The organism is Streptomyces coacervatus (assembly GCF_029223485.1).
In the GTDB taxonomy this organism is placed as follows: domain Bacteria; phylum Actinomycetota; class Actinomycetes; order Streptomycetales; family Streptomycetaceae; genus Streptomyces; species Streptomyces coacervatus.
This window is the reverse complement of record NZ_JARHTP010000033.1, coordinates 1-14911: the sequence shown is the minus strand read 5'-3', so window position 1 is coordinate 14911 and position 14911 is coordinate 1. Positions and strand designations below refer to the sequence as shown.

General features: G+C 67.0%; 12 protein-coding genes. 10 read left to right on the top strand and 2 right to left on the bottom strand.

Features of this window, described 5'->3' with window-relative positions; translation table 11 throughout:
- The first annotated feature begins 63 nt into the window (after positions 1-63).
- From tgmA to P2Q00_RS47570, 9 genes are all read left to right on the top strand, one after another.
- Complete coding sequence (gene tgmA / locus P2Q00_RS47610) at positions 64-288, top strand: putative ATP-grasp-modified RiPP (RefSeq protein ID WP_275781177.1); 225 nt, start codon at positions 64-66, stop codon at positions 286-288.
- Positions 285-1262, top strand: a complete 978-nt coding sequence (tgmB, locus tag P2Q00_RS47605) for an ATP-grasp ribosomal peptide maturase (protein ID WP_275781176.1) — start codon at positions 285-287, stop codon at positions 1260-1262. Before tgmA ends, tgmB begins: the two co-directional genes overlap by 4 nt.
- Entirely contained in the window at positions 1259-2365 is a 1107-nt protein-coding gene (locus tag P2Q00_RS47600) for a methyltransferase domain-containing protein (RefSeq protein ID WP_275781175.1), read from the top strand. Before tgmB ends, P2Q00_RS47600 begins: the two co-directional genes overlap by 4 nt.
- A 295-nt stretch (positions 2366-2660) precedes the next feature.
- Positions 2661-3350 carry a YdcF family protein gene (locus P2Q00_RS47595; protein ID WP_275781174.1) on the top strand — a complete coding sequence of 230 codons (690 nt, stop codon included), beginning with the start codon at positions 2661-2663 and terminating at the stop codon, positions 3348-3350.
- 28 nt (positions 3351-3378) lie between these two features.
- Positions 3379-4104, top strand: coding sequence for a WbqC family protein (locus P2Q00_RS47590; protein WP_275781173.1), 726 nt, complete (start codon positions 3379-3381; stop codon positions 4102-4104).
- On the top strand, positions 4101-4655 hold the full coding sequence (locus P2Q00_RS47585; RefSeq protein WP_275781171.1) for a flavoprotein: 555 nt from the start codon (positions 4101-4103) through the stop codon (positions 4653-4655). The genes P2Q00_RS47590 and P2Q00_RS47585 overlap by 4 nt, the downstream gene beginning before the upstream one ends.
- A 429-nt stretch (positions 4656-5084) precedes the next feature.
- Positions 5085-5903, top strand: coding sequence for a nuclease-related domain-containing protein (locus P2Q00_RS47580; RefSeq protein ID WP_275781170.1), 819 nt, complete (start codon positions 5085-5087; stop codon positions 5901-5903).
- A gap of 206 nt (positions 5904-6109) precedes the next feature.
- On the top strand, positions 6110-10609 hold the full coding sequence (locus P2Q00_RS47575; protein WP_275781169.1) for a PDDEXK-like endonuclease domain-containing protein: 4500 nt from the start codon (positions 6110-6112) through the stop codon (positions 10607-10609).
- 1 nt (position 10610) lies between these two features.
- Positions 10611-11570: a hypothetical protein gene (locus tag P2Q00_RS47570; protein WP_275781168.1), complete on the top strand. Its 960-nt coding sequence runs from the start codon at positions 10611-10613 to the stop codon at positions 11568-11570.
- A gap of 102 nt (positions 11571-11672) precedes the next feature.
- On the opposite strand, the gene P2Q00_RS47565 is transcribed toward P2Q00_RS47570, so the two are convergent.
- Positions 11673-13037, bottom strand: coding sequence for a hypothetical protein (locus P2Q00_RS47565; RefSeq protein WP_275781167.1), 1365 nt, complete (start codon positions 13035-13037; stop codon positions 11673-11675).
- A gap of 169 nt (positions 13038-13206) precedes the next feature.
- Complete coding sequence (locus tag P2Q00_RS47560; RefSeq protein ID WP_275781166.1) at positions 13207-14172, bottom strand: helix-turn-helix transcriptional regulator; 966 nt, start codon at positions 14170-14172, stop codon at positions 13207-13209.
- 92 nt (positions 14173-14264) lie between these two features.
- On the opposite strand from P2Q00_RS47560, the gene P2Q00_RS47555 reads away from it, so the two are divergent.
- On the top strand, positions 14265-14630 hold the full coding sequence (locus P2Q00_RS47555) for a VOC family protein (RefSeq protein WP_275781165.1): 366 nt from the start codon (positions 14265-14267) through the stop codon (positions 14628-14630).
- The last annotated feature ends 281 nt before the right edge of the window (positions 14631-14911 follow it).

The window sequence follows — 14911 nt, the reverse complement described above, 5'->3', positions numbered from 1 at the left end:
CGTCTCGGACGCGGCCGGGGTGGAGAACAGTCCGAGCACCACTGAAACCAGCAGGAGGCAACCATGCCCATGGCAGTCATCCCCTTTGGCGCTCGCGCCGAACGCACCCCGTACACCGTGACCCTGGAGGCGGGCTCATTTGCCTACGACCCGGCTCGGCAGGTCAACGTCATGACCGACGGCTCCGGGATGCTCTGGAGCCGATCCGCCTCGTTGGCGGGGAGCTGCACGAACACGAACTGGGACAGCAAGAACGACGACACGTCCGACCCCTACCTGATGCGGTGACCCAGCACCTGTCCGGCGGCCCGGTGCTGGTCGTCACCAAGGAATTGGACCCTGCGGCCGACCTGGTGGTCGACGAACTGACGACCAGGGGCGTGCCGGTGATGCGGTTCGACATGGGCGACTTCCCACAGACCATGTCCCTGTCCGTCGAGCATGAGGCAGCACCCTGGGCGGGAGTCCTGGCTGACGAGCACCGCTGGGTGCGGTTGGAGGAGGTGAGGGCCGTCTACTACAGACGGCCTTGCCTTCCCGCCGTCTCCGAGGAACTGCCCGAACCGCACCGCTCGTGGGCGAACGATCAGGCATTGGCCGGCCTCCTCGGCACGCTGTACGCGCTGCCGGTGACGTGGGTCAACCGGCCGGACGTGGACGGCATCGCCTCCCACAAACCGGGCCAGCTGCCGATAGCTGCGGCGTACGGGCTCCGCACTCCCCGGTCGCTGATCACCACCGACCCGGAGGTGGCCCGGAGGTTCTGCCACGGAGTAGGCGGCCCGGTGATCTGCAAACCACTCATGGGCGGGCCGCTGGAGTACGCGGACGGGCGTCGCACCGGGGTGCCGACGATCCTGATCGACCCCGACACCATTGACGACTCCGTGTCCCTGACGGCGCACCTGTTTCAGGAGTGGGTGCCCAAGTCCCATGAGGTGCGGCTGACCGTTGTGAGTACGGACATGTTCGCGGCCGAGATCCACGCGGGCAGCGACGCGGCCCGCGTGGACTGGCGCAGCGACTACGACGCCCTCACCTACGACGTGTGCAAAGTGCCGGACGACGTGAGGGCGGGCGTGCTGGGCTGGCTGGAGCACTTCGGGCTCGGCTTCGGCGCGTTCGACTTCGCCGTCACCCCGTCCGGGGACTGGGTGATGTTCGAGTGCAACCCGTCCGGAGAGTGGTCGTGGATCCAGAGCAAGACGGGCTTGCCCATCGCCGCGCACCTCGCTGACCTACTCGCCAAGGAAAGACCATGACGACGCGTACCGAAGCGCGCGCCGCGCAACTGCGCGCGGCGCTGGCCGAAACCCTCGAAGCCGGCGGCCAACTGACCGATCCCACCTGGCGGAAGGTGTTCGAGGCCGTACCACGCCATCCATTCGTGCCGGAGTTCTGGACCCTCGCCGGCGGCGCGCTGCGGCACGTGACATCCGCCGATCCCCAGTGGCTCGACCTGGTGTACGCCGACGATGCGCTGGCCACGCAGCTGACGGACGGTGTGGCCACGTCGTCGTCGACGGCGCCCGGCCTGATGCTCACCATGCTCCAGACCCTGGACGTGGCCGACGGTCACCGGGTGCTGGAGGTGGCCACCGGCACGGGCTACAACGCGGCGCTGCTGTCCGAGCGGCTGGGCAGTCACCATGTGGCCACGGCGGAGGTCGACCCCGTACTGGCCCGGCTGGCGGAATCGAGATTGCGGCACTGCGGATACACCCCGCTCGTTGTCGCCGGGGACGGCCGCGATGGGTGCCCATCCGGAGCCCCGTACGACCGGCTGCTCGCCACCTGCGGCTTCAGTGCCATCCCAGCTGCCTGGCTGGAGCAGGTACGGCCCGCGGGCGTGATCGTGTGCCCGCTGGGCTGGGGAACAGTGCAGCTGGTAGTCAGTGACCGCGGCCGTGCGGAGGGCCGGTTTCTGCCCACCGGCTCGTACTTCATGGCCGTACGCGACACCGGCACCACCGGCACACCGGTGCACCCCGGCAGACTGAGTCCGACGAGCGGTCGGCTCACAAGCCTGGACCTCGCAACGGTTGCAGAGGACGACGCGTTCCGTTTCGTGCTGTCCCTGGTCGCGCCGGACACAGCGTCCGCATCAGAGCGTGGCGCAGACGGCCGCGTCATGGCCGTGGAACTGTGGAGCGCCGACGGGTCGTGGGCGCGCGCGGAGGGCGAGACCGTACGGCAGGCCGGACCTCGCCTGTTGTGGGACGCGGTGGAAGCCGCACACGAGCTGTACATCGAGCACGACTGCCCGGCCCGGGAGCGCTTCGGCGTGACCGTGACTGCCGATGGACAACACATTTGGCTGGACTCTCCCAGCCGCCGCGTGCCTCGCGTCCCTGATGTGGGCTAGGAGTGCGGTACGCCGGAGGCGGCGCCAGGTGCGCTCAACGGGCCCTGGCTGCCGGACGGCTCCTCCCCGTACATGACCAGGGTGGGACCCGAAAGTCCCGCCCGCACACCATGAAACCCAAGGCCAGGGCCCAGGGCCACACCAGGCAATCGGCTGATGCCCAGCTCCATGAAGCCGACGCGGCGACCCGGAATGATGGGCTGTCCGTCCTCGATCAGGCGGCACAGGTGGCCCGCCAGTACAGGCTGAGCCACCGACTGCGCAGCATCGAGGGCATCCGAAGGAGGCAGCAAGGATGAGCCAGGGAGTGCCAGTGCCGGAGCATCAGCAGCGCCAGATCACCGACGAGCAGTTCCACGACGCGACGCTGATCTGGAATTACCACCAGATGGGTCACGAGCTGCGGCCCTGCTCGGCGGCGATCGGCCTGGGCAGCCACGACCTGGGTGTCGCCACCGCTGCCGCTGATCTCTACCGCGCGGGCCTCTTCCCGGTCGTGGTGTTCAGCGGCGGCAACAGCCCCACCACCCGCGCCCGCTTCCCTCGCGGGGAGGCCGTTCACTACCGCGAGCACGCGCTGAGCCTGGGGGTCCCGGACGACGCGATCCTCGTGGAACCGAAGGCTGCGAACACCGGCCAGAACATCACATTCGCAAGGGAGTTGCTGTCCGAGGTCGGCATCGCGGTCGAGTCGCTGCTGCTGATCTCCAAGCCGTACATGGAGCGCCGCTCCTATGTCACCTGCCGCAAGCTGTGGCCCGAGGCGGACGTCGTCTGTGCCTCCGAGCCGCTGGAGTTGGACGACTACATCAAGTCGATCGGCGACGAGAAGCTCGTCGTCGACATGCTCGTCGGCGACCTGCAGCGGGTGATCGAGTACCCGAAGCGCGGTTTCGCCGTCGAGCAGGACGTACCGGGGGATGTGCATGACGCTTACGAGCGCCTCTTGGGCGCCGGCTTCGACAGCCGCCTCATCAGCACCTGACACACGCCGATTCCAGGTGCCCGGCGGGGTGTGCGCGATACACCAGCCGAACCTGTTCCCGCGGCTGTCCGCGCGGGCCAAGCTGTACGCCGCCGACCGGTGGATCGTCTTCGACGACGTGCAGTTCACGCGACGCGACTACCAGCACCGTGCACGGCTCGCCGCCCTGGACGATCCCGACCAGCAACAGTGGCTGACGCTCCCCACGCGCTTGCCCCACGGGCGCCCCACGCTCGTCGATCAGGCACGACTTGCCGACTCACCACGCTCCCGGCGTACGGTTCGGCTGCTCATTCGCCAGTTCTACGGCCGTAGCCCCCACCGGGCCTCGGTGTCAGAGGTTCTGGACGCGGTCCTCGACCGGTTCGAGACCACGGACCGCGTGGCGAACCTCGCCAGGACGTCCACGATCGCCTTGCTCGCCGTTCTCGGCTGGAGCGGGGAAGTGCTGGACAGCAGCGCCTTCCCGACCCGTGAAGGCCGGTCGGAGCGCCTCGCCGACCTCGCCGTGGCCAGTGGCAGCACGTACTACCTCTGCGGCTCCGGCGGTCGGCGCTACTTGGATAACCAACCGTTCGCCGCCCACGGCATCCCCGTGCTTGATTTCCACACGCCTGTGGACACAGACGACCGGCTCTGGAGCCGGGCCCGGCGGATCAGCAGTCTCTGGGCATGGAGCGAGCTCGGGCCGCACGACCTCGCGGCCCGGCTGGACGCCGTACGAGCAGCTCAATTCCTTGGAGACCCCGCGTGACCACCCCGAGCGAGTCGGACAAGAAGCCTTTCCTGTACGTCGTCGTGTGCGCCTGCGGCATCGCCGGCAATGTCGGCAAGCTGATCACTGCCGCGCAGGAACGGCACTGGGACGTCGGCGTCATCGCCACCCCACAGGGCCTGGGCTTCCTCGACACCGAGGCGATCCAAGCCCAGACCGGCTATCCGATCCGCTCGGCCTGGCGCACGCCCGGCGAGGCCCGCCCCCTGCCGCCCGCGGACGCCGTCGCCGTTGCCCCGGCCACCTTCAACACGGTCAACAAATGGGCCGCCGGCATCTCCGACACCCTCGCTCTGGGCGTCCTGTGCGAGGCGTACGGCATGGGCATCCCCACCGCCGTCCTGCCGTACCTGAACGCGGCGCAGGCCGCCCATCCCGCCTACCGGCAGAGTCTGGAACTGCTGCGGGAGATGGACGTCCTGATCGGTTCGTACGAGCCCCACAAACCCAAAGCGGGCGGAGGTGCAGACCGCTTTCGCTGGGACGAGGCGTTGGAACTGCTCACGCCCAGGACGTCCGCCCGGCCGTGACGCTCGCTCCCGGCTCATGACAAAGGGCGGGACCCGAAAGCCCCGCCCGAACCCCGAGAAAGCCCAAACCCCGCGATAACTCAGCTCACGGCCAAACAAGGCAATAAGGCTGATGCCCCGCCTCATGCAACCGATGGCTGAAGTCCTGCCACTCGTGCAGCGATTGGGGGCGGGAGGGCGCTGACCTGGGGTTTCGCAAGTGAATGTGCGATGACCTGGGAAAACTCCTCTCGGTAGTTCTCACAGGTCAACGCCGTTTCCCGGGCTCATGTGCCCTGGATGTGCCCTCGCTCTGTCTGCAGAACCGGCTGGGAAGCACCCGCGGCCACCACCCTGCTCGGCGCAGACATGAGGCCGTCTTGCTCGCTGTTTCTGATCCTGGTCACATGGTCATTGGTCTTTGACGGGATGTGAAACGGGGGGGGGCGCATGAGCGGCTTACAGGTCTCTGCGTGGAAGCGTTACGGGCATGATCGTCTCTACGTGAATCAGTCGGACGGCAAGAAGGTCGCATGGCTCGACCGCCGCACGGGGTATCTGGAGCTTCTAGCTGAGGAACAGCGGGACGCGGTGCTTGATGCCCTCGCGCCCTATCTCGCCGCTTCTTCTTCGCCCGTAGCGCACAAGGCACTGCGTCCTGAGGACGGCCTTGCCGGGAACCGGCCCGGTGACGCGCTGCAGATGAAGGTGGACGAGCTGGCGCCCGGCTTCTGGCGGTGGGCGTTGGCCAGGCTCTCCGGTCGGCGTCTGGAGGCGGACAGCTGGCGCGCAGGACTGGTCGGCGAGCGCCGGGCGGGAGCGGAGCTGGAAAGGCTGGCGTGGCGAGGCTGGCGAGTTCTGCACTCCATACCCCTGTCCGGTGAAGTCGACATCGACCACGTCCTGATTGGTCCGGGCGGCGCCTTCTGCTTCAACACGAAGTGCCACCGCGGAGCGCGAGTTTGGGTGGGCGACGACTCTGTTCGCATAGGCAGCCAGTCGTACCCCTACGTGCGAAAGAGCCGAGCTGAGGCGCAGCGGGCCTCAGCTGCGCTGACGATTGCGTGCGGCTTTCCCGTCGAGGTTCAGCCGGTGCTTGCCTTCGTTGCGGTGACAGAGCTGCAGGTCGTGCCGTCACTTCGGGACGTGTGTGTCCTTCAGGAGCGCGACATCGCGGCGTTCAAGCACCTCAAGACTGGCTGGCGACCGGACAAGGTCGAGTTGGTCTACGCGGCGGCTCGTGATCGCCGCACGTGGGTTCGCTCTTAAAGGTTGACTGGGTTACAGCCAACTTTCGCGGAATGTGGCTTGTTCACGTCATTACTCACCGGTCCCTGTTGATGGTGCCGCCTCCCTCCCGCATCCTGGAAGGCTTTCCATCGAGCCAAGATTTGGGGGGATAGGTGTCTCTTCGCTCTGCATTCCGTGCGAACAATCCGGACGCGGTCCACCGCACGCGTCAACTCATCGAATATATGCGCGAAATCGTCCGAGGTTCGTACAAGCCGGTGCGGGACTTGCAGAAGTATCCGGAGGTCCTCTGGCTCTCCGGCCTGCCGGACGACAAACTTCGGCGGCACCCGGACGCCGACCGGACGCTGCTCAAGGTGGCACACCGCCCGCCTCGCCCGGCTCCTGTCCTGCCCGAGGTGCTGGCGGGGTGGGTCGACCCCGAGGCTGCCGCCACCGCGACACCCGAAGTACCACCGCTCGCCGAATCGGGACCGGGCCAGGGCTGGCGGGAGGACGAGAACGGAGATCTGTTCGAGGTCTCCGAGATCCGCCGGGAGGAAGCGCACGACGTGCTGCGCGCTTACACGCGATGGCTCGACGCGTGGCGCAAGTGGTCGGAAAAAGAGCTCGTCGACCGGCCGTACCGGGAACTCCATCAGCAGCTGTACCGAATGGCGACCAGGATTGAGCAGGACGGTGAGGAATACGAGGCGGTACTGGGCGCCGGATTCCTGACCATCGGGGCCGCACGTTCGTCCGCGCGTATCGCCCGGCACATTCTGACGGCGCCGCTGGTTCTCACCGTGAATTCGGCGGACATGTCCATCACCGTCGCACTCGCACCCGGAGACCCCGCGCGGCTGGAAGACGGCGAGTTCCTTGGCGCGGACGAGGGCTACAGCACCCGTCTGCTGAGCCCGCTGCGGGACCGTGTCGACGCGGACGGATTCCATCCGCTGTCCCGTGACTGCCAGGGCATGCTCGCCGACTGGTCGGAGAGGGCGTTCGGCACCGATCGCGCGGCGGCGTTCCACCGTGGCTGGGGCCGCCCGTCCGCCGACCCGATGCTGCCGGTGCCCACGCTCGGGTTCTCGCCGGCGATCATTCTCCGCCAGCGGGGCCAGGGCGCCCTCGTGAACTTCTACGACGGCATCGCGAACCGCCTCGCCCAGCCCGGTGCCGTCGCTCCCCTGGGGCTGGCCCAGTTGCTGTACCAGCTGGAAGCGGAGGACCGCAGGCTGTGGGGTACGGCGGGGGGTCGTGACGTGGCGCCCGCGCTCGGCCCCGACCCGCTGTTCCCGCTGCTGTCGAACGAAGCCCAGCGGGATGTACTGAGGCGCCTTCAGACCGATACGGGCGTCGTCGTCCAGGGACCGCCCGGCACCGGAAAGACGCACACCATCGCCAACCTGGTGTGTGCCTTGCTGGCAGACGGCAAGCGGGTGCTCGTGACGAGTGAGAAGGGCCAGGCGCTAAAGGTCCTCCGGCAGCAACTGCCGGCCGAACTGCGCAGCCTTTGTGTCCTCCAGGGCGACCGGCGCCAGGACGGCAGCGACGACCTGGAACAATCCGTGCGCGCGCTCTCCCAGCTCAGTGCCACCCAGTCGAAGGAGCGTCTCGACGCGAGGATCAAGAGCCATGAGGCGCTGCGCTCGGAACTGTCGGACACCCGCGCGCGGCTCCGTGACGAACTCCGCGCTGTTCGTGAGGCGGAGTGGTACGAACACCCCGACGTGGCACCCGGTTACCGGGGGCGGCTCGCGGAGATCGTGGAGACCCTCACTGCCGGTGCACCGAAGTATGACTGGATGCCCGCCCTGCCCGCCTCGGCACCCCGAGAACCTTCGCTGAGCCAGGACGAGGCACAGCGTCTGCTGGGTCTGGTGTCCCGGCACGGAGCCGGAGTGCTGGACGAGCATGCCGCCCGTTGCCCAGACCCCGCGGACTTCGTCGCGCCCGTGCTGTTCGAAGAGGCGGTCAACGCCCTGGACGCCGCTCTGCGCGCCTGTACCGGACCGTCGTCCGACCCGCTCGCTCTCGAACTCGCCGATCAGGGAAGCGAGTTGATCACGACGTTGGTCGAGCTGCTGGACGCGGCGGAACAAGCGCTGCAGAGCGAGGGCCTGCCGGGGGACCCAGCCGCCTGGCCGCCCGAGGAGTGGACCACGACCGCCTTGCAGGACGGGATGGCAGGTCGGCGACAGCAGTTGTGGGAGGGAGTACGCCAGTCGTCCGCCCGTGCCGCAGAGGTGCAGAGTGTGCTTCAGCACCTGTCCTTCGCCGTGCTCGACGTACCCGATGTGGCGCTTGCCGAGGAAGCGCGTCTTATCGCTGCTGGCAAGGACCTCGAACAGCATCTGCGCGGCGGCGGAAAGCTGCGCAAGCTGGCTCCGAAGCCGGTGCAGAAGGAAGCCGAAGTCCTTTTGCGGGACTGCCGGGTGGACGGGCGGCAGTCCAGCACGCCTGAGGAGATCTCCGCTCTGGTGGCCCATCTGGCGGCTCGCCAGTGCGTCCGGCAGCTGAACGAGCGCTGGCAGAGCGTCGGCGTGCCTGGGGCCGAGGGCTCCACGGAGGTGGCTCTGTCGCAGCTGCTGGACCGGGTGCCGACCCTCCGCGCGGTCGACGGGTTCACCCACTCCGTGCGTGAGCTGCACGATGTCCTGCTCAAGGCCCGGATCAAGGCCACCGTACGCACGGCACAGCAGTGGGACGACGTCCGTACGTCGGCGAATGGTGCGGAACAACTGCTCCGCGCCCTTGCGGCGGAGGAGAGGCTGCGTTCCATCGCCGAGCAGCTGCCGCGGCCCGATGCCCGCGGAGTCGCCGAACTGGCGGAGGTGCACCGGGCCGTCACCGCCCGTGATCCGCAGGCGTACACGTCCGCGATCGACGCGCTGACCGAGGCGTTCCACCGGGAGGCCGATCGCCGTCAAGCCCGCAAACTCCTGGACCGGCTGTCCGAGGACCATCCCGAACTGGCCCGGCGTTTCGCCGAGTCCCCGGCCGAGACGGCTTGGGAGACCCGCCTCATGGACCTGGACGGAGCCTGGGCGTGGCGGCGAGCGCGCACCTTCCAGGACACGATGCTGGCACCTGGCAGGGAAGCCAAGCTAGAAGGAGAACTGCAAGCAGCCGAAGCGCAGTTGGGGAGGACCGTGACCCAACTGGCGGCCGACCGGGCGCTGTACCACTGCCTGGACCGGATGACGGCCGGACAGAAACAGGCACTGAGCGCCTACGCGTCGGCCACGGCGAACGCGGGCAGGGGAATGACGGCACTCGGCAAGAGGCACCTGAAGGCCGCCCGCTCCGCGATGCGTGACGCGCGTGCCGCGGTCCCGGCATGGGTCATGCCGATCAAGCAGGTGGCCGAGATGATCGATCCCGAGCCGGACGCCTTCGACGTCGTCATCGTGGACGAGGCGAGCCAGGTCGGACTGGACGGGCTGATGCTGCTGTGGCTCGCTCCGAGGATCATCGTCGTGGGTGACGACAAGCAGTGTGTCCCGTTCTACACGGGAGGCAAGCACGAGCGGCTCAACGAACTCCTCGACTCGCTCCTGCCCCATCTCACCGACTGGCAGAGGGACGGGCTCAGCCCCAAGTCCAACCTCTACGACCTGCTGTCGGCGCGCTTCAGCGAGACGATCCGGCTCACCGAGCACTTCCGGTGCATGCCGGAGATTATCAAGTGGTCCTCTGCCCAGTTCTATCCCGACAACGAACTCGTGCCGCTGCGCCAGTACGGAGCGGACCGGCTGCGCCCCCTCGAAGTCGTCCATGTCCAGGAAGGCCACTGCGAGGGACGGCGAGAGACTCTGGTCAACCGGCCCGAGGCCGAACGCATCGTCGCCAAGCTGCTGGAACTCGCGGAGGACGAGGCGTACGCGAAACGGAGTTTCGGAGTCATCGTGCTCCGTTCCGGACTCCAGACAAGGTTGTTGGAGAACCTCATCGACACGCGGATCGACTCCCCGATCCGGGACCGGCACAACATCCGTGTTGGCACGGCCGAACAGTTCCAGGGAGACGAACGGGACGTCATCCTGCTCTCCCTGGTCGTCGACGCCGACAACATACGGCTCGTGAACGGCCCAGGTGACGGAAGGCGGTTCAACGTGGCCGCCAGCCGGGCCCGCGACCAGATGTGGCTGTTCACCTCCGCTACACCGGATCAGCTGAACAGCAGAGACCTGCGCCACTCCCTGCTCACCTACATGCAGGCGCCGCCGGAACTCCAGGGCACCTCTCCCGGCCTGTCCGCCGTCTCGCCCGACGAACCGTGCGATCCGTTCGAGTCCCTCTTCGAGCAGCGGGTCTTCCGCAGGATCAAGGAACGCGGCTACCACGTCGTCCCCCAGTGGAAGGTCAGCGGCAAACGCATCGACCTCGTCGTCGTCGGAGAGACGGGCCGCCTCGCCGTGGAGTGCGACGGCAGTCCGTATCACTCCACCCCCGACCAGATCCGCGAGGACTACGAGCGGGAGCGCGAACTGCGCCGGGCCGGCTGGCAGTTCTGGCGCATACGCAGCAGCGAGTTCGCCCTGTCCCCGGAGGATTCGCTGACCCCGCTGTGGAAGCGCCTCGACGCTCTCGGCATCCGGCCCGGAGTCACCGAGGAGGTCCAGGGCGATGCGGGAAGCAGCTGGGCCCCGGTCGAGATGGATGAGGCCGACCCCACCACCGACGAACTCGACGCGATGCCCGATGAGGATGCGTCCGTGTCTCTCGAAGGAGCCTGAAGTGACCGAAATCTTCGACGACAGCACACTGACCGAGATCGCCCACCTGATCTGCGGGGACGAGCCGCCGCTGCTCTACCGGAAGGGGTACCAGATAGCCGAGTTCTTCCAGCGCGCGGGCTGGGACGACGTTCCTGAGTATGCCGGCACGCCCAGGCACAAGTGGGCCAAGGACCTCCTCAAGGAGCGTCAGGAGGACGGCACGGACGAGACCGAGCGCGCCGTCCTGCGCCTGGCGAACCGCCTTGAGTACTACAACCAGCAGCAGGAGTACCAGGCCACGCTGAAGCGGCTCAACGAGATACTCGTGCTCGACGGACGCCGCATCGGCGAGGAGAGAGGCCAACTGGTCCTCGTCCGCTGCGAAGCAGGATTCGAGGACGAAGTACGACAGCTGCCGCGTGTCGAGCTGAAGGTCTCCGTGACAGAGGTCGTGAGCGACCCGGAACTCGCCGCCACTGTGCAACTCCGGCTGGACGAGGCACGCACCTGCTACGAGCACGGCGCCTACACGTCGGCGGTCATCATGCTGGGCAGCCTCCTGGAGGGTGTGCTCGCGCATGCCGCGCAGGTCCGCACCGCAGGTGCACGCATGCCGAAGCCGTTGCGGAACATGGGGCTGAACGACTTCGTCGACTTCGCGTACGAAAACAAATGGATCGAGCACGATGCCAAACTGGCCTCGGAGCTGGTCCGGCACTACAGGAATCTCGTTCATCCCCTGGCGGAGAAACGGACCGGACACGTACCGAACCGCGACACGCTCGATATGTGCTGGCCGGTGGTGAACGCCACTCTGAACGATCTCGCGGCGACGGCAGCAGCGCCTCCCGCTCCGCCTACTCCGCGTGCCCCCGCAGAGCGAGGTCGTGGTCGCAATCCCAATGCCTCCCCACAGCGCCCAACGCCGGCCTCTGTCGCTCGTCGCCATCCGGGTGGTGGAACAACAGCGGGCGCATGAACCGGGGGCGCGCTCGATCCAGCGTGGGCGGAGAAAGTGCGGAGTGTCTGACGGTGCCTCCTCCGCCCGCGCAGAACATAGAACACTGAGCCTGAAGGCGGGTTACGTCGAGGCGTCCTCAGTGCTCGTGCTCTTCCTCAAGCGCAGTAGGCGCATGGCCAGGACTGTTCCGTCTTCTCGAATCGAGACAGGGCCTCCCCACTTCGGATCCCACGTCTTTCCTGGCCAGGCGCCGCGCCTTGCGTAAATTTCGCCGCGGTAATCCTCGGCCTTCCCAGCGGAGAGGAGGGCGAAGAGATCGGCTGCGACTCCGGAGAACGCCTCTACGCGCTTGTTGTTCAGCCGGAAGACGTGATCCGTGCCGACGAAGGGGATGCCGAGGAGCCTGTATGCCGAGTCCTGGACACTTCCTGATGCCGCATGCGCGATACCGGCGTCGTAGCGCCGACTCCCCTGATCGGTGGTGAGGTAGCGAGCGGTTGTAGCGCCATCGCCTGCGAAGGCAGCTGTTCCGGCGATCGCTGTCCGTGCCACGACGTGCTGGAACCACGCCGAGTCCTGGGACTGGACATGGAAACCGGGCTCGGACTCGGGAGCGCCGTCACCGTGGGTGGGCAGCTGGATGCCCGGCACGATGTTCCCGTTTTCGGCGGGAGTGTTCAAGCCCCGCAGCGGATGCGCGGGCGAGCCATATAGCCAGCCGTCCTCTCCACGAGCGTGCAGGACATGGACTGTGACGGGCCCTTCCGAAGGGAACTCCGTACTGAAGACAAGGCACGGGGTTTCGTTCCACGCGCCGATGTGCATGGCCTCGACATGGGCCGAGGACGCCGCGAGTTGGGTGTAGGAAGGTTTGGGGCCTCCATGGTTCCCCGTGGTCGCAATTGGGAAGACGCGGGACGGCTCACCCGGTTTCCAGACCTCGGCGAAGAAGTCGGGCCGGTAGGGGTAACCGGCCGAGCCCTTGGACCACCCAGCGCGTATGACTACATCGGCGCTGACGAAAGACACGAAACGATCTGGATAGCGACGCTCGAGGGCGTGTCGTGCCAGGGCAAGGGCGAAACCTTGTCCCAATTCTCGAGACTGCAGACGCTTGTAGTCCCGGGCTATCCCTTTGGCTTCGGCGGACAGCTGTATGTAGCTATCCGCTACGGCATCGAGCGCCTGGCTGTACTTGAGGCTTCCCCAATGCTCGGCGAGACCGCGCCCAGCGCCTTGTCGAGAGAGGGAAAGAGCCTGGGCGAGATCGTGCAGTACGTGCCACGGAGCCAGCTCTACCGACTGCCCAAGTTCCGCCCTTGGCAGGGCCTCCAGGCCGCTCTTACGCCGGAGCGAAGTGCCTTTCTCTGCACGCTTCTTGTCGTCCCTTGCCACGGCCGTCTCGACGCTGCCGACCAGCGCCACGTCCGACTGAACGGCTACGTTCGACGGCTGCGCGAGGTCCCGTAACACGCCTTTCGTCACTCTTGGTTTCGCCTTCAACCTGCACGCCCCCAGTGTCTATGCGATCTGTACACGTCAAGGCGGAAGCTATGTGCCCGGTACGGGGCGTACGCAAGTGCGCATATCTACGTGATGGGGGCACGCGGAACTCGGTGCCGTGAATATCGCGCTGCCAGCTAGGTGTTGCGGGTCAGGACGCTGGTGACGGCGCATAGTGGTGGGCAAGCTTGGTGGCGAGGTCGCGGAGGTGAGCCCTGGCTTCGGCGGGGCCGTGCACATTGATGGCGCTCCCGAACGGCAGTAGCGTTCGCACGTCCTCCAGGTCCAGGAAGCGGATCCTCACCCTGTGGCCGGTGGCGGATTCCTCATGGTCGTCCTGGACGAGTCGTTGGCCGAGGATCCGTCGCGCTCGCTCGATCTGGGTCTTGTCGATGGTGGCGCTGACCTCTATCGCATGGTTGTGTTCCCACTGGTCAACGAGCGCTGCAGCGACGGTGGTCAGGGACTGGTTCTCGCGGATCCGTCGTGGCTGGTCGACTTCTTTCCACGTGGTGATCCGTTCGAGTCGGTACATCCGTGGCACTTGGGCACAGTCGGCGACGAGGTACCAGATGCCGGCCTTGGCGAACAGCCCGTAGGGATCCACGACCAGGTCGCGTGGGCATGACTCGCGTGGGCTGTCGTACTCGATCCGTAGCCGGCGACCGCGCCGCACCGGGCCGATCAGCGAAGCCGGGGTCGTGCCGGAAGCACGGGCCTGACGCCAGGGACGGCTGTCCACGTGCACTACGTCGGTGAGCGGCAGGAGCTCATGCACTCGACGTGGCTGTGTAGCGGCGATCTTGGAGAGCGCGCGCCGGCTTTCGGCCGATGCGTCGAGCTCCGCACGTTGCTTCTCGTCCAGCCCGGTGAGCGAGAGATGATCACGCTCGCCCGGTGTGAGTCGCGTGAGGTCGAGCCCGGACCCGGGCAGCATGGTCACGCCTCCGAGGCGGCCCCGTTGCGCGGTCACCGGCAGACCGGCCTCGCGGAGCCAGTTCAGGTCCCGGGTGACGGTTCGAAGGGACACCCCGAGCGCCGAGGCGAGTTCCTGTGTGGTCACGGCATTCCTCGATGCCAGGAGCAGCATCAGGGAGAAGAAGCGGTCTGGGGTCACACGCCAAGTTTTTCAGGAATTGCGACATGATGCGGCGCATATCCCGGTCAGGCTGGCGGATGCGTACCCACGACCTGCGAGAAGGAAGAACCATGACCACATCCGTCGTGTCCATCGTCTACGTGAACGACGCTCCCGCCGCAGCACGTTTCTACGGCGACCTCCTCGGAATGAGCCCCTCGTTCGAGACTCCGGGATACATCACCTTCGACCTCGGGCCAGGCGCTGACCTCGCTGTGTGGTCCGGCCAGTTCGAGGATCTGTCAGCGGACGTCCCGCGTACCAGTGAGGTGTGCCTGGCCATCGACAGTGGGCCCGACGAGGTCAACGCGATCTTCAAGCAGTGGCAGTCCAAGGGCGTCACGATCCTGCAGGAGCCTCATGATGCGGGGTTCGGTCTGACCTTCCTCGCAGCTGATCCTGACGGGAACCGTATCCGCGTCGCACCGCAGGGCTGAAAGGCCGCAATGCGGCAGGCGCGCACGATAGGTGTCGCGCCTGCCGTCGTCCGACTTCGAGAGGACGACGGGTGCTCCACGCGAATGCGCCCCTGAGCGTCGAGAGCCGTAGGCGGCTCGTGAAGCGGTGCCAGACACGTCCCATCGCCGCGTGGAGCGTGTCTGAAAGATCGTGTAAGTCCGTGATGTGAAAACCTGGCCCGGGGCTCGCCCTCGGGCCCTCGGGCCGGGCGGATCGGACGAGTCATGGCAGACAAAGACGAAGCGGCCGCGTATGTGGC

Bases quoted from the DNA above. Each gene is read 5' to 3' on its own strand.
- P2Q00_RS47575 (WP_275781169.1), top strand. From the start codon at position 6,110: ATGCGCGAAATCGTCCGAGGTTCGTACAAGCCGGTGCGGGACTTGCAG.
- P2Q00_RS47555 (WP_275781165.1), top strand. From the start codon at position 14,265: ATGACCACATCCGTCGTGTCCATCGTCTACGTGAACGACGCTCCCGCC.
- tgmA (WP_275781177.1), top strand. From the start codon at position 64: ATGCCCATGGCAGTCATCCCCTTTGGCGCTCGCGCCGAACGCACCCCG.
- P2Q00_RS47600 (WP_275781175.1), top strand. From the start codon at position 1,259: ATGACGACGCGTACCGAAGCGCGCGCCGCGCAACTGCGCGCGGCGCTG.
- P2Q00_RS47595 (WP_275781174.1), top strand. From the start codon at position 2,661: ATGAGCCAGGGAGTGCCAGTGCCGGAGCATCAGCAGCGCCAGATCACC.
- P2Q00_RS47580 (WP_275781170.1), top strand. From the start codon at position 5,085: ATGAGCGGCTTACAGGTCTCTGCGTGGAAGCGTTACGGGCATGATCGT.